The organism is Streptomyces colonosanans, from assembly GCF_001866645.1.
GTDB lineage: Bacteria > Actinomycetota > Actinomycetes > Streptomycetales > Streptomycetaceae > Streptomyces > Streptomyces colonosanans.
Genome location: NZ_MLYP01000006.1, coordinates 72673 through 92500 on the forward strand (window position 1 = coordinate 72673; position 19828 = coordinate 92500).

The 19828-nt window shown below is 71.7% G+C and carries 18 protein-coding genes and 4 pseudogenes; 2 read left to right on the plus strand and 20 right to left on the minus strand.

The annotated features are described in order from the left end of the window. Window positions 1-35: 35 nt before the first annotated feature. The 4 genes and pseudogenes from BIV24_RS02215 to BIV24_RS32940 all read right to left on the minus strand — a co-directional run. Window positions 36-824, minus strand: coding sequence for a carbon-nitrogen hydrolase family protein (locus BIV24_RS02215; protein WP_071364402.1), 789 nt, complete (start codon window positions 822-824; stop codon window positions 36-38). A 310-nt stretch (window positions 825-1134) separates the two neighbouring features. Continuing rightward, window positions 1135-1425 (minus strand): annotated as a pseudogene (locus tag BIV24_RS02220) (ATP-binding cassette domain-containing protein); the annotation flags it as partial. Beyond that, window positions 1422-1676: pseudogene (locus BIV24_RS02225) on the minus strand (ABC transporter permease); the annotation flags it as partial. The pseudogenes BIV24_RS02220 and BIV24_RS02225, both read right to left, overlap by 4 nt. Beyond that, window positions 1673-1798 (minus strand): annotated as a pseudogene (locus BIV24_RS32940) (ABC transporter substrate-binding protein); the annotation flags it as partial. The pseudogenes BIV24_RS02225 and BIV24_RS32940, both read right to left, overlap by 4 nt. A gap of 211 nt (window positions 1799-2009) precedes the next feature. Between BIV24_RS32940 and BIV24_RS02230 the strand changes: the two are divergent. Then, on the plus strand, window positions 2010-2750 hold the full coding sequence (locus tag BIV24_RS02230) for a GntR family transcriptional regulator (protein WP_071364405.1): 741 nt from the start codon (window positions 2010-2012) through the stop codon (window positions 2748-2750). A 61-nt stretch (window positions 2751-2811) separates the two neighbouring features. On the opposite strand, the gene BIV24_RS02235 is transcribed toward BIV24_RS02230, so the two are convergent. From BIV24_RS02235 to fmt, 8 genes are all read right to left on the minus strand, one after another. After that, window positions 2812-3264 carry an Lrp/AsnC family transcriptional regulator gene (locus BIV24_RS02235; protein ID WP_071364406.1) on the minus strand — a complete coding sequence of 151 codons (453 nt, stop codon included), beginning with the start codon at window positions 3262-3264 and terminating at the stop codon, window positions 2812-2814. Window positions 3265-3397: 133 nt separating this feature from the next. Continuing rightward, the gene (locus tag BIV24_RS02240; RefSeq protein WP_071364528.1) at window positions 3398-4840 is read right to left on the minus strand and encodes a GuaB1 family IMP dehydrogenase-related protein; all 1443 of its coding nucleotides are present in this window, start codon (window positions 4838-4840) and stop codon (window positions 3398-3400) included. Window positions 4841-4947: 107 nt separating this feature from the next. Next, window positions 4948-5301: a barstar family protein gene (locus tag BIV24_RS02245; RefSeq protein WP_071364407.1), complete on the minus strand. Its 354-nt coding sequence runs from the start codon at window positions 5299-5301 to the stop codon at window positions 4948-4950. Then, the gene (locus BIV24_RS02250; RefSeq protein ID WP_071364408.1) at window positions 5298-5699 is read right to left on the minus strand and encodes a guanyl-specific ribonuclease; all 402 of its coding nucleotides are present in this window, start codon (window positions 5697-5699) and stop codon (window positions 5298-5300) included. Before BIV24_RS02250 ends, BIV24_RS02245 begins: the two co-directional genes overlap by 4 nt. 35 nt (window positions 5700-5734) lie before the next feature. After that, window positions 5735-6778, minus strand: coding sequence for a sugar-binding transcriptional regulator (locus tag BIV24_RS02255; protein WP_071364529.1), 1044 nt, complete (start codon window positions 6776-6778; stop codon window positions 5735-5737). A 78-nt stretch (window positions 6779-6856) separates the two neighbouring features. Next, window positions 6857-7543 (minus strand): ribulose-phosphate 3-epimerase, encoded by a 687-nt coding sequence (gene rpe, locus BIV24_RS02260; RefSeq protein WP_071364409.1) that lies wholly within the window; start codon window positions 7541-7543, stop codon window positions 6857-6859. Window positions 7544-7667: 124 nt separating this feature from the next. Beyond that, on the minus strand, window positions 7668-9077 hold the full coding sequence (locus BIV24_RS02265; RefSeq protein ID WP_071364410.1) for an RsmB/NOP family class I SAM-dependent RNA methyltransferase: 1410 nt from the start codon (window positions 9075-9077) through the stop codon (window positions 7668-7670). 142 nt (window positions 9078-9219) lie between these two features. Continuing rightward, complete coding sequence (gene fmt / locus BIV24_RS02270) at window positions 9220-10152, minus strand: methionyl-tRNA formyltransferase (RefSeq protein ID WP_071364411.1); 933 nt, start codon at window positions 10150-10152, stop codon at window positions 9220-9222. Between the two features lie 303 nt (window positions 10153-10455). On the opposite strand from fmt, the gene BIV24_RS02275 reads away from it, so the two are divergent. After that, window positions 10456-10989, plus strand: a complete 534-nt coding sequence (locus BIV24_RS02275; protein ID WP_071364412.1) for a hypothetical protein — start codon at window positions 10456-10458, stop codon at window positions 10987-10989. Between the two features lie 97 nt (window positions 10990-11086). Here the strand turns inward: BIV24_RS02275 and BIV24_RS02280 are convergent, their stop codons facing one another. The 8 genes and pseudogenes from BIV24_RS02280 to BIV24_RS02315 form a co-directional block, all read right to left on the minus strand. Next, window positions 11087-13246, minus strand: coding sequence for a primosomal protein N' (locus tag BIV24_RS02280; RefSeq protein ID WP_071364413.1), 2160 nt, complete (start codon window positions 13244-13246; stop codon window positions 11087-11089). A gap of 118 nt (window positions 13247-13364) precedes the next feature. Then, the gene (metK, locus tag BIV24_RS02285) at window positions 13365-14573 is read right to left on the minus strand and encodes a methionine adenosyltransferase (RefSeq protein ID WP_071364414.1); all 1209 of its coding nucleotides are present in this window, start codon (window positions 14571-14573) and stop codon (window positions 13365-13367) included. A gap of 241 nt (window positions 14574-14814) precedes the next feature. Then, window positions 14815-16017: a bifunctional phosphopantothenoylcysteine decarboxylase/phosphopantothenate--cysteine ligase CoaBC gene (gene coaBC, locus BIV24_RS02290; RefSeq protein WP_071364415.1), complete on the minus strand. Its 1203-nt coding sequence runs from the start codon at window positions 16015-16017 to the stop codon at window positions 14815-14817. Window positions 16018-16227: 210 nt separating this feature from the next. Further along, the gene (gene rpoZ, locus BIV24_RS02295) at window positions 16228-16500 is read right to left on the minus strand and encodes a DNA-directed RNA polymerase subunit omega (RefSeq protein ID WP_005319902.1); all 273 of its coding nucleotides are present in this window, start codon (window positions 16498-16500) and stop codon (window positions 16228-16230) included. 52 nt (window positions 16501-16552) lie between these two features. Continuing rightward, a complete protein-coding gene (gmk, locus tag BIV24_RS02300; RefSeq protein ID WP_071364416.1) occupies window positions 16553-17110 on the minus strand; it encodes a guanylate kinase in 558 nt (185 codons plus the stop codon). Between the two features lie 37 nt (window positions 17111-17147). Further along, a complete protein-coding gene (locus BIV24_RS02305; protein WP_055492888.1) occupies window positions 17148-17471 on the minus strand; it encodes an integration host factor in 324 nt (107 codons plus the stop codon). Window positions 17472-17781: 310 nt separating this feature from the next. After that, window positions 17782-18615, minus strand: a pseudogene (gene pyrF / locus BIV24_RS02310) (orotidine-5'-phosphate decarboxylase); the annotation flags it as partial. A 65-nt stretch (window positions 18616-18680) separates the two neighbouring features. Then, the gene (locus tag BIV24_RS02315; RefSeq protein WP_071364418.1) at window positions 18681-19787 is read right to left on the minus strand and encodes a quinone-dependent dihydroorotate dehydrogenase; all 1107 of its coding nucleotides are present in this window, start codon (window positions 19785-19787) and stop codon (window positions 18681-18683) included. Window positions 19788-19828: the final 41 nt, after the last annotated feature.

The following is a 19828-nucleotide window of genomic DNA, read 5'->3' on the forward strand; positions in this document are numbered from 1 at the left end:
CTTGCGGGAAGAGAACTCTGGGAAAGGCTGAGGGGTCAGACGAGGGAGCCGTAGAGGCCGGGGCGGCGGTCCTTCAGATACGGGTTCGCCTCGCGGGAGACGGCGAGGTGGGCGGGGGCGACGTCGGCGAGGACGAGTTCCCCGACGCGGCCCGCCCGGGCGCGCGCGATCCCGTCGGGCCCCGCGAGGGTGGAGAGCCCGACGAACTCGAACTCCCCTTCCCGGCCCACCCGGTTGACGTACGCGATGTACATCTGGTTCTCGAAGGCGCGCACCGGGACCAGGGACTCTGCGACGAACTGGAACGGGTGCATCAGGGCCGTCGGAACCACGAGGAGGTCGGTGCCGGCCAGGGCGTGGGCGCGGACGTTCTCGGGGAACTCGACGTCGTAGCAGATCATCAGTCCGATCCGCAGGCCGTTCAGCTCGGCCTGGACGACCGGCTGCTCGCCCGGGGTGAAGTGGTCGCGCTCGAAGCCGCCGAAGAGGTGCGTCTTGCGGTAGTTGGCGAGGCGCGTGCCCTCGGCGGAGATCAGCTGGACGGAGTTGAAGACGGTCTCGCCGTCCCGCTCCGCGTAGCCGTAGGCGATCGCAAGACCGTGCCGCGAGGTGATCTCGGCGACCGCGTCGGCCCCGTCGCCGTCGGCCGGTTCGGCGAGCCGGCCGACGGCGTCGCCGATTGCATACCCGGTGAGGAACAGCTCCGGCGCGACCAGCAGCCCGGCGCCCGCGGCGGCGGCACGGCCGGCGGCCTCGTCGAGCACCGCGAGGTTCTCGGCGACGGATCCCGGACAGCCGGAACTCTGGAGCAGGGCGGTGCGCATGCGTGTTCTCCACCGGTGGGACGGGGGTTGGGGGGTGAGGAAGACGCTACGGTCGGCGCACCGGGCCGGACAAGCAGGAGCCGTTGCGCGCCGGTGCACTGATCGTTGCGTCCGCCCCCGCTCCGGCGGCGATTCGTTGCGCACCCCCGGCCGCGGCCCGCCCGGATCGACGGGGGCTCATGCCTCGCTCTGCCGCCCCGGCTTGTCAGTCCTCGTGGAGCACGGCGAACGTGGTGATCACCGCCGCATGGTCCGACGGCCAGTCGTTGCCGGCGACGTCGGGCCAGGGGCTCAGTGCGCCGGTGACGACGGACTGGAAGACCATCCCGGCGTCGCGACGGTGCGCCGGGACGCGGGTGACGTCCTCGCCGTCGACGAGCACCTCACCGGAGTCGGGGTGCTCGAACCCGGCGAGCATGCGCAGCGCGGTGGTCTTGCCGCAGCCGGACGGGCCGAGCAGGGCGAGGAGTTCACCGGGCCGTACGGCCAGATCGAGTCCGTCCAGGGCGACGGTCGAACCGAACTTGCGGCGCAGGCCTTGGAATTCGACGGTCGCCGCATGGTCGCGCGGTAGTGCCTTGTCGAGCGTCATGAGGTTCATCCCTTGGCGGCGGAGGTTCGGGAGCGTCCGCCGAAGACGGCGAGTGAGAGGAGCAGGGCCCAGGTGACGAGCAGGCTGAGCACGGAGACGGCGACGGACAGCTGGGCCTGCGACCCGCCGACGCTGTAGATCCACACGACGAAGGGTGTGAAACCCAGCAGCTGGGCGACGGTGAACTCGCCCAGAACCAGCGCCAGCGTGAGGAAGGAGGCGTTCAGCAGCGCGCCACGCAGATGGGGCAGCACCGCGCGCTCTTGCCGTCCGCGGTGGTCGCCGCGTCGGCGGGTGCGGCGCCACAGGCGCTGAGGGCGAGCGCGGCGGCGACGGCGAGGCCACCGGTGAGGACGGCAGTCCTCGGCTGGAACACGGGCACGGTCTCTCCCGGGGTACGCAGGGGGCTGAGGCGAGGTGGAGAACTTGTTTGAACAAGTTGACCTCAGTACGCCCGTCTCCGGTGTCCTGTCGGTGAACAACGCCTCAACTCCGCGCCCCTTTCGCCTGCACAGTCCCAATCGCCGTAGACCGCGCCCAGGTCTCGATTACGCTGGTCGCGCTGTGCACAGCGGCCGACTCGGAGGGGAAGCATGGCGGCGCGACACGAGGAGATCGCCGACGAACTGCGGCGGGCCATCGACCGCGAGGAGTACACCGTGGGCGGTCTGCTGCCCACGGAGACGGATCTCGCGGCCCGCTACGGCGTCGCACGCGGCACGGTCCGCCAAGCCGTCGCGGCCCTGACCGCCGAGGGGCTCATCGGATCACGGCAGGGCGCCCGCCGGGTGGTCCTGGCCAGCCGGCGCAGCCAGAGCTTCGCGGAGCTGCGCAGCTTCGCCGGGTGGGCGAGGGCCATGGGTCGCAAGGCGACCGGGCGCGTGGTCGCGCAGGAGTTCCGCCCGGCGACCCAGGAGGACGCGGTACGGCTGCACCTGTGCGAGCGCACCCCCGTCCTGCACGTGCTGCGCCTGCGCGGACTGGACGGAGAGCCGGTGCTGCTGGAGCGGACGGTGTACGCCGACTGGATCTCCCCGGCGGTCGAGTCCATCGAGCCCGACTGCCCCTCGGTCACCCAGCGGCTCTTCGAGGACACGGGCCTGGTCTTCGCGTACGGCGAGCACGTCATCGACGCGGTCGCGGCGGGCGCCCAGGACGCCGAACTGCTCGGGGTGCGCCGCACGAGCCCCTTGCTGCGGGTCCGCCGGGTCACGACCACCCGCGAGGGGCGCCCGGTGGAGTGGTCGGACGACCGCTACCGTTCGGACGCCGTGAGCTTCAGCGTGCACAACTCGATCGGGAACAACGCGCTGGCACGTACGACGGCCGGCTGACCTTTTGCGCGGCGGGCGCTCAGGGCCCAGGCGGTACGGCACTCCACCGGCGACAGGGCTCTCAGGTGGGCGAGCCCGAGGAGAACCGGCGCAGGAGGGGGGAAAGGACCAGCACCGACTTGGTGCGCTCCACGAACGGCTCCCCGGCGATCCGTTCCAGCACACGCTCGAAGTGGCGCATGTCGGAGGCGAAGACCTGGACGACCGCGTCCGCGTCACCGGTGACGGTGGAGGCCGCCACGACCTCCTGGTAACGCTCCAGGCCCCGCTGGATGGTCTCCGGCGAGGTGTTGCGCCGGCAGTAGATCTCGACGAACCCCTCGGTCTGCCAGCCGAGCGCCGCAGGGTCCACCCGGACCGTGAACCCGGTGATGGCGCCGGTTGCGCGCAGACGGTCCACGCGTCGCTTCACGGCAGGCGCGGACAGGCCGACCATCTGCCCGATGTCCGCGTAGGAGCGGCGGGCGTCCTCGGCGAGGGCGTGCACGATGCGTTCGTCGAGATCGTTCAGCAAGGCGGGGGGTTCACTTCTCTGCGATGACCGCGGGACGACGGTCCCGCTGTGTTCCTGCTCTCGTAGGCTCCTCGCATCGACGGCCCCCGCGCGTCCGCTGACGGGAGGGGGCCGTCGTACGAAAGGAGCCGGCTCAGCTCCAGCTGGCGTGCAGCGGCTTGCCCTCCGCGTAGCCCGCGGCGCTCTGGATGCCCACGACGGCCCGCTCGGCGAACTCCTCCAGCGAGTCGGCGCCCGCGTAGGTGCAGGACGAGCGGACGCCCGCGATGATCGAGTCGATCAGGTCCTCGACGCCCGGACGGGCCGTGTCGAGGAACATGCGGGAGGTCGAGATGCCCTCCTCGAACAGGGCCTTGCGGGCGCGGTCGTACGCCGACTCCTCCGACGTACGGTTGCGGACCGCACGCGCCGACGCCATGCCGAACGACTCCTTGTAGAAGCGGCCGTCCGCGTCCTGCTGGAGGTCGCCCGGGGACTCGTAGGTGCCCGCGAACCACGAGCCGATCATCACGTTGGACGCACCGGCCGCCAGCGCCATCGCGACGTCGCGCGGGTGACGGACACCGCCGTCGGCCCATACGTGCTTGCCGTACTTCCTCGCCTCGGCCGCGCACTCCAGCACCGCCGAGAACTGCGGGCGGCCGACGCCGGTCATCATGCGCGTGGTGCACATGGCGCCGGGACCCACACCGACCTTGACGATGTCCGCGCCGGCCTCGATCAGGTCGCGCACACCCTCGGCGGCGACGACGTTGCCGGCCACGAGCGGCACCTGGGGATCGAGCGCGCGCACGGTCCGGACGGCGCTGATCACCGACTCCTGGTGGCCGTGCGCGGTGTCGATGACGATCGTGTCGACGCCCGCTTCGAGCAGCTGCTTCGCCTTGCCCGCGATGTCGCCGTTGATACCGATGGCGGCGGCGACGCGCAGCCTGCCGTTCGCGTCGGTGGCCGGCGTGTACAGCGTGGCACGCAGGGCGCCCTTGCGGGTGAGGATGCCGGCGAGCCTGCCGTCCTCGTCGACGGCCGGGGCATAGCGGCGGTTGGCGCCGTCGAGGACGTTGAAGGCCTCGCGCGGGTCGATGGCGGCGTCGAGCAGCAGCAGGTCCTTGGACATCACCACTTCGAGCTGTGTGAAGCGGTCCACGCCGGACAGGTCGGCGTCGGTGACCACGCCGATCGGCCGGTGGTCCGCGTCGACGACCACACCGGCGTTGTGCGCGCGCTTCGGCAGCAGCGCGAGGGCGTCGGCGACCGTCTGGTGCGGGGCGAGCACGATCGGGGTGTCAAGCACCAGATGGCGGTCCTTGACCCAGGAGATGACCTCGGTGACCACGTCGATCGGGATGTCCTGCGGGATGACGACGAGGCCACCGCGGCGGGCCACCGTCTCCGCCATGCGCCGGCCTGCGATCGCGGTCATGTTGGCGACGACCAACGGGATGGTGGTGCCCGTGCCGTCCGGGGCGGCGAGGTCCACACCGTGACGGGAACCCACCGCGGAGCGGCTCGGCACCATGAACACATCGTCGTACGTCAGGTCGTACGCGGGCTGGATGTCGTTGAGGAAACGCACGTGCTGCACATCCCAGTCGATCAGAGGTGGCCCCCTGACAGATCAGCCAGGGGGAAGAGCACGTACTTCATTGTCCCATGACGGGGGGTATGCGCTGCCCGGACAGATCATCCAGGCAGGTCAACGGCCCCTTCGTGGGATGCTCCAAGCGCAAGCGCCACGGAGAGGCCCGGGGCCTGGTCCACCGCCTGGGAGAACACCTCCTGGGCGGTCTCCCACTCCCCGGGCCGCGCCTTCGCATAGGGCTGCCAGCCCCGTACGACGAGCAGCAGGCCCTTCTCGGCGGCGTCGCCAGGCCACATGGTGTGGTCGGCGAGCAAGTCGGCCAGCGCGTCCCAGTTGCGGCCGAACCAGTCCGGCAGCTCCAGGGCGCGCACGATCCGCTCCATGAACGCGGCCTTGTCGCAGGCCCCGTCGAGGTCCAGCGTGACCACACGCCGGCCCGCGAGATCGCCGGTCATCTCAGCACCGCCCTGAACGAGTTGTAGTGATCGTCGGTGTAGTAGATCTCCTCGCCCTGCCCGGTGACGATGCGCCGGGCCCCGCGGTCGCGCGAGCCCGGCGTCTTCACCGTGTACTCGTGGTAGTAACCGCGCGGGTGCCGGGGCAGCAGGCGCTCGATGTTGCCGAAGACGACGCCGTCCCTGGCGTACGGGAAGGGGCCGCCCTGGTCGATGAGGGCGAGGGTGTGCCTGGCTTCGACGGGGAGCCGGGACTCCCTGACGGTGGCCATGTGCCCGGCCCATGAGGGGGCCGGCGCCGAGGGGGTGGAGGTGTCGCTCGTGGAACACCCGGTGAGCAGAACGGACAGGCAGAGGAAGAGCCCCGCGAAAAGACGGGGGACGGACCGCGACAGCATGGCGCCGATGCTGTCACAGCCGTCCCCGCCGGTGATCAGGCCCCGTCCGGATCAGCCCGGTTCAGGGCCGGCTTCGGTGGCTGCCCCGCCGTCATCAGGTAGTCGGCCGCCGCCGTGTCCGTCACCAGGCTGGTGACGAGCCCGGACCGCAGCACCGCGTCGATGGCGGCCGCCTTCCGCTGCCCGCCCGCGATGGCGACGACCTCGGGGATTCGGCGGAGCTGCTCCGCCTTGACGGTGATGCACCGCTCCCCCAGGTCCCGTCCGATCCGGCGGCCCTCGGCGTCGAAGAGGTGCGCCGACATCTCGGCGGCGACACCGAGTGAGGCGTAGTGGGCGCGCTCCTCCTCACTGAGCATGTCGTGCACCGTGGAGATGCCCGGCGCCCAGGAGCCGATGGAGACGCAGGCGACCGTCACCTTGTCGAAGTACTCGAAGGCGCGGGCGATCCCCGTCTGGTTGCGCAGCGCCGCCGCGGTCGCCTCGTCCGGCAGCAGCATCGGCGCGTAGATGGGGTGGGCGTCCCCGCCCGAGACCTGCGCGGCACGGCGGACGGCCTCCACCGAACCGCGCTCGGCGGTCCCGGCGTCGTACACGCCTGTCAGCTGTACCACCGTGCAGGGCGGCAGCCGGTTCAGGGCGGCCGCCATGTGGATGGTGGACCGGCCCCAGGCCAGTCCCAGCACATCGCCCTCGTTCACCAGTTCGCCGAGCAGGTCGGCGGCCACCTCACCGAGATTCTCGGGGTCGGGTGACTCCTCGGCCTCGGCCGGGGACTCGACCACCACGGCATGCCTGAGGCCGTAGCGGGCACGCAGCGCATCAGAGCGCTCGGCATCCAGCTCGGCCGGCACACGGATCTCGATCCGCACGAGATCCCGTTCGAGGGCGGTCTCCAGGACCCGGGCCACCTTGAAGCGGCTGACGCCGAACTCCTCCGCGATCTGGATCTTGGATTTGCCCTCGAGGTAGAAGCGGCGGGCCATGGCCGCCGCCTGCACCAGCTCAGCGGGTCCCATCCGCATGGCTGACCGGCCCGCCGACATACCCGACACGGTCATCTCCTCACTGCCGTTCACACTCTGCATACGCTGTTCATCCTTGCAGATCCGGCGGAGTCGATCTGGCCGGACGGTCGGCGTTCAGGTTCTGTTGGCTCAGTCGTCGCACGCCCACGATGCCTGGGCCGTCGCCCGCTCCGCCTGGTTGCGCAGTGCACGTACCGCTGCGGAGGGGTCGGCCGCCCCGTACACCGCCGAACCCGCCACGAACACATCCGCTCCCGCCTCCGCACACCGCTCGATGGTGGAGGCCGAGACTCCGCCGTCGACCTGCAGCCACAGCTCGAGGCCGTGCTTGCTGATCAGCTCACGGGTGCGGCAGATCTTCGGGAGCATGATGTCCAGGAACGCCTGCCCGCCGAAGCCGGGCTCGACCGTCATGATGAGCAGCATGTCCAGCTCGGGGAGCAGGTCCTCGTACGGCTCGATGGGCGTCGCGGGCTTGAGGGCCATGGAGGCCCGGGCGCCCTTGGCGCGGATCTCGCGGGCCAGCCGTACGGGCGCGGCGGCCGCCTCGGCGTGGAAGGTGACGGACCCGGCGCCCGCCTCGACGTACTGCGGAGCCCACCGATCGACGTCCTCGATCATCAGGTGGCAGTCCAGCGGGGTGTCCGTCGCCCGGACCAGGGACTCCACGACCGGCAAGCCGAGCGTCAGGTTCGGGACGAAGTGGTTGTCCATGACGTCGACGTGGAGCCAGTCGGCCCCGTCCACGGCCTTCGCCTCCTCGGCGAGGCGGGCGAAGTCGGCGGACAGGATGCTGGGGTTGATCTGCACGGCCATGACCCAAGCCTGCCATGCCCAGGGCCGGTTGCTCGCGCCGGTCCCGGCGGGAACCGGTCGCGGAGGCGGAACCGGGTACGAGCGGCACCCCCGTCCGGCGGGCGCACGCCGCGGAAGGAAGGATTCAGCCCGTGCGCCGGATGATCGCCAGGTACATCGCGTCGGTCCCGTGCAGATGCGGCCACAGCTGTACGTCGGGGCCGTCACCGAGGGCCGGCACGCCGGGCAGCAGCGGTCGGGCGTCGAGAAGATCGGCGTCCGGGTACTGCTTGAGCACGTCGTCGACCACGGCACGGGTCTCGGCGAGATGGGGCGAACAGGTGGCGTAGCCGACGACGCCTCCGACGCGTACGGACTCCAGGGCCGTACGCAGCAGGGCGCGCTGCAGCGGTGCGAACCCGTCGAGGTCCTCGGGACGGCGCCGCCAGCGGGCCTCGGGACGGCGGCGCAGCGCTCCGAGCCCCGTGCAGGGCACGTCCACCAGAACGCGGTCGAAGGCGCCGGGCCGCCACGGCGGCCGGGTCCCGTCGGCGGCGATGACCTGGTACGGCCCGGGGTTCCCGGCGAGCGCCTTCGCCACCAGTCCGGCCCGGTGCGGCTGCTTCTCGGAGGCGAGCAGCACGGCTCCGCGCTCGGCGGCCAGGGCGGCGAGCAGGGCGGCCTTGCCGCCGGGCCCGGCGCAGCCGTCCAGCCAGGTGCGGTCGGGCCCGTCGAGGGGCGCGTTGGCGAGGGCGAGCGCGACGAGCTGGCTGCCCTCGTCCTGCACGCCCGCACGGCCCTCCCGTACCGCCTCGACGGCACCGGGCTCACCACCCTCGGTGAGCCGGACGGCATACGGCGACCAGCGGCCCGGCACCGCGGCCTGCTCGCGCAGCAGCTCCTCGGTGGTGGAGCGCCCGGGACGGGCGACGAGCGTGACCTCGGGTCGCTCGTTGTCGGCCTCGAGGAGGTCCTCGATCCCGGCGCGTGGGCCGCCGAGGGAGTCCCACAGGGCGGAGACGACCCAGCGGGGGTGGGAGTGCACGACCGCGAGGTGGTCCTCGGGGTCCTCGTCGTAGGGCGGCGCGACCCGCTCCAGCCAGCCGTCGAGGTCTCTCTGGGCGACCTTGCGCAGCACGGCGTTGACGAACTTGGCCCGCCCGTCACCGAGCACGACCCGGGCGAGCTCGACCGTGGCGGACACGGCGGCATGGCTGGGGATCCGCGTCCCCAGCAACTGGTGCACACCGAGGCTCAGTACGTCGAGCACGGGCGGATCGACCTCACGCAGCGGCCGGTCCACGCACTCCGAGATGACGGCGTCATACGTTCCCTGCCGACGCAGCGTCCCGTACACCAGCTCGGTGGCCAGCGCCGCGTCCCGTCCGTCGAAGTCGTCCTTCTCGCGCGCCTTGCGCAGCAGCGGCGGCAGCACGAGGTTTGCGTACGCGTCCCGCTCGTCGACGGCCCTGAGCGCGTCGAAGGCGAGGATGCGGACGGGGTCCTTCTGGGGCCGGCGGTAGGGCTTGCGGGGACGACGGGGCTGGTCGCTCACGAAAAAGGTGCTCCGGGTGTGGGGTGGTGTGCGTTTACCAGCCTACGTCCGCCGGGCGGCGGGAAGGCCGGGAGGGTCGGCGGCACCGCGGGGACCGGGCCGCCGCGGCGGCCCGGCAGTGCCGGCCGAGTGCGGTGGGAGGTCAGCTCCCGAGCATCTCCGCGGCCCCGATCCGCACCCCGCGCGCCCAGTCCGCGGCCCGCATCGGCTTCTTGCCCTGGGCCTGCACCCACATCAGCTCGACGGCGTACGAACCCGTGCCGACGTGCACATTGTTCTTGCCGACGGCCAGCTGCCCGGGAGCGAGATCCGTCCGCTCGGGCACGGGCGTGACCTGGATGAGCTTGAGCCGCTCCCCGCGGAACATGCTCCAGGCGCCGGGCGCGGGGGTACAGGCGCGCACCAGGCGGTCGACGCGGAGCGCGGGCACGGACCAGTCGACGTGCGCGTCCTCGACGGTGATCTTCGGGGCGAGCGTGACGCCCTCGGCGGGCTGCGGCACGGCCTTGAGGGTGCCGTCCTCGATCCCGTCCATGGTGGCGGCGAGCAGTCCGGATCCGGCGAAGGCGAGACGGGTGAGCAGGTCGCCGCTGGTGTCGGTGGGCCGGACCTGCTCGGTGACGGTGCCGTAGACGGGCCCGGAGTCGAGCCCCTCCTCGATGAGGAAGGTGGAAGCCCCGGTGATCTCGTCGCCCGCCAGGAGCGAGTGCTGCACGGGGGCGGCGCCGCGCCAGGCGGGAAGCAGGGAGAAGTGCAGGTTGACCCAGCCGTGGGCGGGGAGGTCGAGGGCGACGCGCGGCAGCAGCGCACCGTAGGCGACGACGGGGCAGCAGTCGGGCGCGATCTCCCGAACTCGCGCGAGGAAGTCCTCGTCGCGGGGCCGTTCCGGCTTGAGGATCTCGATCCCGGCCTCCTCGGCCCGCTCGGCGACGGGACTGGCGACAAGCCTGCGCCCGCGCCCCGCCGGTGCGTCGGGCCGGGTGACGACGGCCACCACCTCGTGCCGCCCGGACGCGATCAGAGCGTCCAGTGCGGGAACAGCGACCTCGGGGGTACCTGCGAAGACGAGCCTCATGGGTGAGTGACGGCCTCTCGGGGCGGGAGTGGTGACGGGCCCTCACGCTTCCGGCGGAGCGAAAGGCGTACGGGCAGCGCCCCAGTCTATGAGGCCGGGACACCGGAAGCGCGGCGGCCGCCATGGCCCGGCGGCACATGCTCCTCGCAGCGCACACCACGCGCGTCGGGGGCGTACGCATATGCCCTTACGCCCCCGCACCGTGACCACAGACCCACATACGCGTTGGTCAAGAAAGAGTTGACCACAACGGGCCGTGACCACGGCCCGGTCCCTTGCAACGCCGGTTCGAGAGGCTTGTTCATGGCCGACCACGCAACCCACGACGCCCAGGCCCGGGCCAGCCTGCACTTGTTGGTGCGGGACATCGAGCGGGTCCGCCGGCAGGTGGACGCACTGCGCACCCTCACCGCTCAGTTGGGCAACGTCTACCGTCCGCGCCGCTCCGGCCCGTCGACGGGCTTCGTCGTCTACGGACGCGCCCCCGCCCCGACCGTCCGTCTCGCCCAGGAACTGCGGGACAGCGTCGAGACCCTGGTCACGGCGGCCGTGGACTTCGACCGCTCACTCGGGTTCTCGTGGGACGCCGTCGGCTCCGCACTCGGAGTCACCAAGCAGGCGGTCCACCGTCGCTACGGCGCCCGCCGTGCCGCTGCCCAGGCGACCACCGAGACCGAGCACGCGCCGGAGCCGTCCGGCACCCGCACGCTCAACGTGAGCACGGCCATCCCGTCGGTCCCCGCGGCCCGCGTGATGCCGACGCAGCCGACGGCGGGCAGCCCCACCCTGCGTGACGAGGTGAGGTCGACGGCCTTTCCGGGCCCGCGCAACGGCTGAACCGCCCTCTCGTCCGCCTCCCGGATGTCCGGCCGGGAGGCACGGCCGTGTGTCAGGCCGTACGGCCTCCCACACGCGCCGGGGTTTCGATCCCCCATCACCCGATGTCCAGCGGATCGATCCGGATCCGCACCGTCTCGCTCCCCCCGCTCCCGCCACGCGCCGTCCGGGCCGCCAGCGCGGTCTTCAGCGCAAAGGCCAACGCCGCGCCGCTGCCGGGCGGCACCCGGACGAGCGCCCGCTCCCAGTTCTCCCCCGGCGGCGGCCCCCCGGCCCGCCGCGAGCCTCCAACCCCGCTCGACGGGACCGGAACCGGCCCCAACACCTCGGCGTCCGGCGGCAGTTCGGCCCCTTCGAGAAAGCCTGCCACCGCCTCGGCCGTCCCCGTCACGGCGGCCATCCGTGACACCGGAGGGAATCCCAGCTCGGCGCGCTCGGCGAGTTCCCGCACGGCGTGCCCGACGGGATCCCACCGTACGAGCGCCTGCACGGGCCGCAGTGTCGGCTCCGCCACCACCACGACGGTTCCGCCCTCCGACTGCGGCCGGACCAGCGCGCCCGCGCCGATCCACCGCCGCAGCGCCTCCTCACCCGCCCGCAGGTCGGGCCGTGCGAGCATGGCCCACCCGTCGAGGAGCAGCGCGGCCGCGTACCCGCCCTCGGCGACGGGCTCGGCGCCCGGGGTGCTCACCACGAGCGCGGGTGCCCCCGGCACCGTGTCCAGCACCTGCTCGCGCCCCGAGGTGCGCACCGGAACGGCCGGAAACGCCCGTCCCAGTTCCTCGGCGGTGCGCCGCGCCCCCACGACCTGTGCCCGCAGCCGGAACCCGCCGCACTCCGGACAGTGCCAGGAGGTCTCCTCCCGCCCGCACCAGCCGCACCGCAGCTCACCGGCCTCCTGCGCGGCCAGGGGCCCGGCGCAGTGCCGGCACCGGGCGGGCTCCCGGCACCGCGCACAGGCCATCCGGGGCACATAGCCGCGCCGGGGCACCTGCACCAGGACGGGGCCGCGCCGCAACCCGTCCCGTACGACCTGCCAGGCGAGCGTCGGCAGGCGCGCCGCCCTGGCCGCCTCGTCCCGAGCGAGGTCCTCGTCCCCCACGGTCCGCACGAGCGGCGCTGCGGCCCGTACCTGCTCGCGGTCGGCGACAAGCGGCGCGGCCCAGCCGCTCTCGACGAGCTGGGCGGCCTCCACCGTGCAGCTACGGCTCCCCAGCAGAAAGGCGCACTTGTCGCGCGCGGCGCGAAGCTCCAGCACCTCGCGGACGTGGGGATGGGGCGCGTTGTCGTCACTGTGACTGGCGTCCCCGTCGTCCCAGACGACGACGAGCCCCAGATTCCGCACGGGCGCGAACATGGCGGCCCGCGTACCGACGACGGCCCGCACGGCCCCGCGCCGTACGGCGAGCCACTCCCGGTAGCGCCGCTCCTGGCCGGCGTCGGCGGTCAGGAGCGCGTGCTGCCCGTCCCCGATCAGCTCCCGCAGCGCGGCATCGACCCGAGCGGCGGGCCGCCCGGCGGGCACGACGACCAGCGCCCCCCGCCCGGAGGCCAGCGTGGCCTGCACGGCTCGGGCGATCTCGTCCGCCCACTGGGGCCCGGGCAGGGCGGTCCACACGGCCCGCGGCGCACCTCCCCGGGCCAGCGACCGGAGGAACTCCGCCCCCCGCCCGTACCGCAGCCAGGGCCCGGGGTGGGGCGCCGCAGGCGGTGCGGGCGGCGGCCCCATCTCCGTGGCCTCGGCCCGGGCATGCCGCGGCGGCACGGCGAGCTGCAGCACATCGGCGAGACTGCCCGCATACCGGTCGGCGACGGCCCGGGCGAGCCCCAGCAGTTCGGGAGAGAGCACCGGCTCGGGCGACACGACCTGCGCGATCGCGGCAAGGGGGCCCGAGTAGTCGGAGGCTGCCACCCGCTCGACGAGAAACCCGTCGATGAGCCCGCCCCCCTCACGCCGCCCCTCGCGCACGGTGCGCCCGCCGGCCCCGAACCGCACACGGACCCGGACCCCGGGCCGGGCGACGGCGTCGAGTTCCTCGGGCACGGCGTAGTCGAAGTACCGGTCCAGATGCAGGACGCCCTTGTCGACCACCACGCGCGCGACGGGCAGCTCCTTGGCCAACGCAGCCCCCCGCCATGTCCGCGGCTTGGCCCTGGGCGTCTTGGCCTTCTGCACGGCCTCACGCAGGAGCGCAAGCTGCTCGGGCGGCGCGGCATCCCCCCTGCCCGCCCGCTGCTGCCCGTTCCCGCTGCTCACGCTTGCATTCTTACCAAACACCACTGACACCGCCGCCCGCCCCGGAGCCCTGGCCCACGCGCCGAGGCCCGGCGCCCACTGGGGGCGCCGGGCCTCGTGCCGACAGTTCGGGAGGGCCTTACAGACCCGCCGCCTTGCGCAGTGCCTCCACCCGGTCCGTGCGCTCCCAGGTGAAGTCGGGCAGCTCGCGGCCGAAGTGGCCGTACGCCGCCGTCTGGGCGTAGATCGGGCGGAGCAGGTCGAGGTCGCGGATGATCGCGGCCGGGCGCAGGTCGAAGACCTCGCTGATCGCGGACTCGATCTTCTCGGCGTCGATCTTGGCCGTGCCGAAGGTCTCGACGAACAGGCCCACCGGCTCGGCCTTGCCGATCGCGTACGCGACCTGGACCTCGCAGCGGGAGGCCAGGCCCGCGGCGACCACGTTCTTGGCGACCCAGCGCATGGCGTAGGCGGCCGAGCGGTCGACCTTGGACGGGTCCTTGCCGGAGAAGGCGCCGCCGCCGTGGCGGGCCATGCCGCCGTAGGTGTCGATGATGATCTTGCGGCCGGTCAGGCCCGCGTCGCCCATCGGACCGCCGATCTCGAAGCGGCCGGTGGGGTTGACCAGCAGTCGGTAGCCGTCCGTCTCCAGCTTGATGCCTTCGTCCAGGAGTGCCTTCAGCTCGGGCTCCACGACGAACTCGCGGATGTCGGGGGCCAGCAGGGACTCCAGGTCGATGTCGCTCGCGTGCTGCGAGGAGACGACCACCGTGTCCAGACGGACCGCCTTGTCGCCGTCGTACTCGATGGTGACCTGGGTCTTGCCGTCCGGGCGCAGGTAGGGGATCGTGCCGTTCTTGCGGACGTCGGACAGGCGCTTGGACAGACGGTGCGCCAGGAAGATCGGCAGCGGCATCAGCGTCGGGGTCTCGTCCGTCGCGTAGCCGAACATCAGGCCCTGGTCGCCCGCGCCCTGGCGGTCCAACTCGTCCTCGTCACCCTCGACACGGGACTCGTACGCCGTGTCCACACCCTGCGCGATGTCCGGGGACTGCGCGCCGATCGACACCGAGACACCACAGGACGCGCCGTCGAAGCCCTTCTTCGACGAGTCGTAGCCGATCCCGAGGATCGTGTTGCGGACCAGCGTCGCGATGTCCGCGTAGGCCTTGGTCGTGACCTCACCGGCCACATGCACCAGGCCGGTGGTGATGAGCGTCTCCACGGCGACCCGGGACGTCGGGTCCTCACGCAGAAGCGCATCGAGAATGGTGTCGCTGATCTGGTCAGCGATCTTGTCGGGGTGACCCTCGGTCACAGACTCCGAGGTGAACAGGCGACGGGACACAACGCTCCCTGTGTTTGCAGCGGCTGCTGGCTGATCATTGGCGGACGGGACGGGGGCTGCGCCCGGTGTCGTCCGAGGAACAGTTTATCGGTCGGCCTCGGCCGCCGGCCCACCTGTCTCGCCTCTCGGGACCCCTGTGACCTGCGGCACGGGCATTCTGCCCAATGCCGCGCGCTCTTTTCCAGGGTCGCCACGCACGAATGTCCGGGGCCCGACGGAGCCGGGAGACGAAAGGAAGCATTCAGGCCAAGCGGCGCACCACGAGGTCCCACACCGTCCCGGCCAGCGCTTCCTTGGGCCCGTACGGCACCGGGGTCTCACTGCCGTCGGCACCCAGCACGACCGCCTCGTTCTCCTCGGAGCCGAACGTCTTGCGCTCCCCCACCTCGTTCACCACGAGCAGGTCGCAGCCCTTGCGCTCCAGCTTCGCACGGCCGTTCGCCAGCACATCGTCCGTCTCCGCTGCGAAGCCGACGACCACCTGGCCCGGGCGGGCGCGGTCGGCCGAGATCTCCGCGAGAATGTCCGGATTCCTGACCAGGGCGATCGCCTCCGGTTCCTGACCGTCCTTCTTCTTGATCTTCCCCTGGGCGTACCGGGCGGGCCGGAAGTCCGCCACGGCCGCCGCCATCACCACGGCATCCGCGTCGGCGGCCGCCTTCAGCACCGCCTCGCGCAGCTGCACCGCGGTGCCCACCTGGATGACGTCCACTCCGGCGGGATCGGGCAGGCCCGTGTTCGCGGCGATCAAGGTGACCCGGGCGCCGCGGGCCGCCGCCGTGCGTGCGAGCGCGTATCCCTGCTTGCCGGAGGAGCGGTTGCCGAGGAAGCGGACGGGGTCGAGGGGCTCGCGGGTGCCGCCGGCGCTGACGACGACGTGCCGACCGGCGAGATCCGCCTCGCTCGCGCCCCGCGCCAGCACTCGCCGGCAGACCTCGAAGATCTCGGCAGGCTCGGGCAGCCGGCCCTTGCCCGTGTCGACGCCGGTCAGCCTGCCCACCGCGGGCTCGATCACCACGGCGCCACGGCGCCGCAGGGTCGCCACGTTCTCCTGTGTGGCCGGGTGCTCCCACATCTCCGTGTGCATGGCCGGGGCGAAGACGACCGGGCAGCGAGCCGTGAGAAGCGTGTTCGTCAGGAGGTCGTCGGCAAGACCGTGGGCCGCCTTCGCGAGGATGTCGGCCGTCGCCGGGGCCACGACCACCAGGTCGGCGTTCTGCCCGATGCGGACGTGGGGCACCTCGTGCACGTCGTCCCAGACCTCGGTCGAGACCGGCTTGCCGGAGAGCGCGGACCAGGTGGCGGCCCCGATGAAGTGCAGGGCGGAGGCGGTGGGGACGACGCGCACGTCGTGGCCCGACTCCGTCAGCCGGCGCAGCAGCTCGCACGCCTTGTACGCGGCGATGCCGCCACTGACCCCCAGAACGATCTTCGGCTTGCCCACCGGGCCTCCCCGCACTCGAATCCGTACACCGCGACTCACAGGCGCACTACGCGCCCGTCTCAGGTACGCGTCTATGACACACCACAGGCCCGGCAGCAGCTCCCCCCAGCCACCGCTGGGAGGTGCCCATCTGCCGGGCCTGCGGAACCGCCTGCTGCAAGCTGCGGATATGACATGTCGCTCGCCGCGTGCTGACGCGTGCGCGCGTTGTTACTGCGCCGGGCCCTCGATGGCCTCGGACGTGAGCAGACCCGCGTTGATCTCACGCAGAGCGATCGAGAGCGGCTTCTCGTGAACGTGGGTGTCGACGAGAGGACCGACGTACTCGAGGAGGCCCTCGCCGAGCTGCGAGTAGTACGCGTTGATCTGGCGAGCCCGCTTGGCCGCGTAGATCACGAGGCTGTACTTCGAGTCGGTGGCCTCGAGGAGCTCGTCGATCGGCGGGTTGATGATGCCCTCGGGCGCGGTGATGGAAGAGGACACGCTCTACCTTCCGAAAGATGGGGAAAGATCAGACCTGATCACACAACCCTGATCACACAACGTTCATCAAGGCTAGCAGCTCGCGCGCCACGTCCTCGACAGAGGTGTTGACCAGGGTGACATCGAACTCCGGCTCGGCCGCCAGCTCGATCTTGGCCGCCTCCAGGCGGCGCTCGATCACCTCGGGCGACTCGGTGCCGCGACCGGTGAGCCTGCGCACCAGCTCCTCCCAGGAGGGGGGAGCCAGGAACACCAGCTGAGCCTCCGGCATCGTTTCGCAGACCTGCCGGGCGCCCTGGAGGTCGATCTCCAGCAGGACCGGTACGCCGGCCTCCAGGTGCTCCAGCACGGCGGCCCGCGGCGTGCCGTAGCGATTGCCGGCGAACTCGGCCCACTCCAGCAGCTCGCCATTGGCGATCAGCTTGTCCATCTCCTCGTCGCTGACGAAGAAGTAGTGGACTCCGTTCTGCTCGCCGGGGCGGGGCTTGCGGGTCGTCGCCGACACCGAGAGCCACACCTCGGGGTATTCCTTGCGCATATGGGCGACGACCGTGCTCTTGCCGACCCCGGAGGGGCCGGAGAGCACGGTCAGCCGCGGACGTTCACTCATGCAGCGATTATTCCAGCAATTCCGGGGTGCCCCGGACTCAGCTGGCAGCGCCGCCGAACTCGCGCTCCAGGGAGGCGATCTGGTTGGAACCGAGGCCCCGCACGCGGCGGCTCTCGGAGATCCCGAGTCGCTCCATGATCTGCTTGGCGCGGACCTTGCCCACGCCGGGCAGGGACTCGAGCAGGGCGGAGACCTTCATCTTGCCGATGACGTCGTTCTCCTGACCCTGCTTGATGACCTCGTGCAGGGAGGCGCCGGAGTGCTTGAGTCGATTCTTGACCTCGGCCCGCTCCCGGCGAGCCGCGGCGGCCTTTTCGAGCGCGGCTGCGCGCTGTTCGGGGGTAAGGGGCGGAAGAGCCACGCCTACGTCACCTCGGATGTTGAACTGTCGGATACGGACCGGTGAGGAACCTAGTCGCCCCACACCCGGGGAGCCACGAGCAACACGCTTGCCCGTTCCCCCCACTGCTTTGAGGGCGTGGGAGGTGCCCCCACTCGTCGGAGACTAGCGGGCAAGTCCGCCAGAGTCAGCGAGAACAGCGGAAAAGTCCTGGTCAGCCTCTGTCGATAAGGACTTTTCGGACATATTTCCCCCGATTCGAGGATGTATTCAGGGTCAGGCCCTCCCGGAAGCGCTCGCGGCGGGACCCCGGCGCCCCCTTGCGGACGGTCTAGGCGGCCGTCACGGCCGCGCGGATCTCCTCCGCGAAACGATCGGCGGCCTCCTGCAGCGCGACGACATCGGGGCCGTACCGCAGTACCCCCCGGCTCACGTTCGGCACCACGTTGCGCACCGCCGCCCCGAAGACCCCGGGAAGATCGGCCGGAGTGGCTCCCTGTGCGCCAATGCCGGGCGCGAGGAGCGGTCCGTTGATGTCGAGGTCGTACGACGACAGGTCGCCGAGCGTGGCACCGACGACCGCGCCGAAGGAGCCGAGGGGCGCCTCACCCGCGTTCTCGGTGGCGAGGTGGGCCAGCATCGTCGCCGCGACGTTCCGGCCGTCGGTCCGCACCGCGTGCTGCACCTCGCCGCCCTCCGGGTTGGAGGTCAGCGCGAGCACGAAGAGCCCGGCGCCGTTCTCGCGCGCCAGTTCCACGGCCGGCCTGAGCGACCCGTAGCCGAGGTAGGGCGAGACGGTCAGCGCGTCCGAGGACAGCGGGGCGTCCTTGTGGAGGAAGGATTCGGCGTACGCGGCCATGGTCGAGCCGATGTCACCGCGCTTGGCGTCCATGACGACCAGCGCCCCCGCCGCCCGTGCCTCCTGCACCGACTTCTCCAGGACGGCGACGCCGCGCGCCCCGAAGCGCTCGAAGAACGCGCTCTGCGGCTTGAGGACGGCGACCCGCTCGGCCATGGCCTCGACAACCGTGCGGCTGAACCGCTCCAGGCCCGCGACGTCGTCGTTCAGACCCCACTCGGTGAGCAGCGAGGCGTGCGGATCGATGCCGACGCACAGCGGCCCGCGCTCGTCCATGGCCCGGCGAAGCCGCGCACCAAAGGGTTCTTCAGAAGGCCTCTGCGGCCCGGAGGGCCTCGTTGAGGGGTGGTGGTCGGGAGACGGGTGGGCCGTCATGCGGTCTTCCTCACATCGGCGCCCACCGCGTCGGCGAGCGTGGCGTACGGACTCGTGCGCAGACGCGCGGCGAGCCCCTTGTGGATGGCGCGGGCCCAGAACGGCCCCTCGTAGATCAGCGCGCTGTAGCCCTGTACCAGCGTGGCACCGGCCAGGATGCGCTGCCAGGCGTCCTCGGCGCTCTCGATGCCGCCGACCCCCACGAGGGTGATGCGGTCGCCCACGCGCGCGTAGAGGCGGCGCAGCACCTCCAGGGAGCGAGCTTTCAGGGGCGCGCCCGACAGACCGCCGGTCTCCTTCACCAGGGAGGGGTCGGACTTCAAGCCGAGTCCCTCGCGCGCGATGGTGGTGTTCGTGGCGATGATCCCGTCCAGGCCCAGCTCCACGGCGAGGTCGGCGACGGCGTCGATGTCCTCGTCGGCCAGGTCGGGGGCGATCTTCACCAGGAGCGGGACGCGTCGCGCGGTGACCGCACGGTCGGCGGCCTCGCGGACGGCGCCCAGCAGCGGGCGCAGCGCCTCGGTGGCCTGCAGATTGCGCAGACCGGGAGTGTTCGGGGACGAGACGTTGACGACCAGGTAGTCGGCGTACGGCGCGAGGCGCTCCGCCGACTTCACGTAGTCACCGACGGCCTCGGCCTCGGGGACGACCTTGGTCTTGCCGATGTTGACGCCCACGACGGTCTTGAAGACGGGCGTACGGGAGGCCAGGCGCGCGGCCACGGCCAGCGAGCCCTCGTTGTTGAAGCCCATGCGGTTGATCAGCGCCCGGTCCTGGACGAGACGGAACAACCGAGTCTTCGGGTTGCCCGGCTGCGGCTCCCCGGTGACCGTGCCGATCTCGATGTGGTCGAAGCCCAGCATCGACATCCCGTCGACGGCGACCGCGTTCTTGTCGAAGCCTGCCGCGAGCCCGAAGGGACCGTGCATCCGCAGCCCGAACGCCTCCGTGCGCAGTTCCTTGTGGCGAGGTGCCAGGGCGGCCGCGACGAAGGTACGCAGGACGGGGATGCGGGCCGCCAGACGGATCCACCGGAAGGCCAGGTGGTGGGCTTCCTCCGGGTCCATGCGGGTGAAAGCCAGACGGAAGAAAAGCTTGTACATGTAGGTGTCCTCATGAAGAGGGGGACACCGTTTCCGATGTC

Bases quoted from the DNA above. Each gene is read 5' to 3' on its own strand.
- gmk (WP_071364416.1), bottom strand. From the start codon at position 17,110: ATGAGTGAACGTCCGCGGCTGACCGTGCTCTCCGGCCCCTCCGGGGTC.
- BIV24_RS02315 (WP_071364418.1), bottom strand. From the start codon at position 19,787: ATGTACAAGCTTTTCTTCCGTCTGGCTTTCACCCGCATGGACCCGGAG.
- BIV24_RS02245 (WP_071364407.1), bottom strand. From the start codon at position 5,301: ATGACCGGCGATCTCGCGGGCCGGCGTGTGGTCACGCTGGACCTCGAC.
- BIV24_RS02250 (WP_071364408.1), bottom strand. From the start codon at position 5,699: ATGCTGTCGCGGTCCGTCCCCCGTCTTTTCGCGGGGCTCTTCCTCTGC.
- rpe (WP_071364409.1), bottom strand. From the start codon at position 7,543: ATGGCCGTGCAGATCAACCCCAGCATCCTGTCCGCCGACTTCGCCCGC.
- fmt (WP_071364411.1), bottom strand. From the start codon at position 10,152: ATGAGGCTCGTCTTCGCAGGTACCCCCGAGGTCGCTGTTCCCGCACTG.
- BIV24_RS02215 (WP_071364402.1), bottom strand. From the start codon at position 824: ATGCGCACCGCCCTGCTCCAGAGTTCCGGCTGTCCGGGATCCGTCGCC.
- BIV24_RS02275 (WP_071364412.1), top strand. From the start codon at position 10,456: ATGGCCGACCACGCAACCCACGACGCCCAGGCCCGGGCCAGCCTGCAC.
- BIV24_RS02230 (WP_071364405.1), top strand. From the start codon at position 2,010: ATGGCGGCGCGACACGAGGAGATCGCCGACGAACTGCGGCGGGCCATC.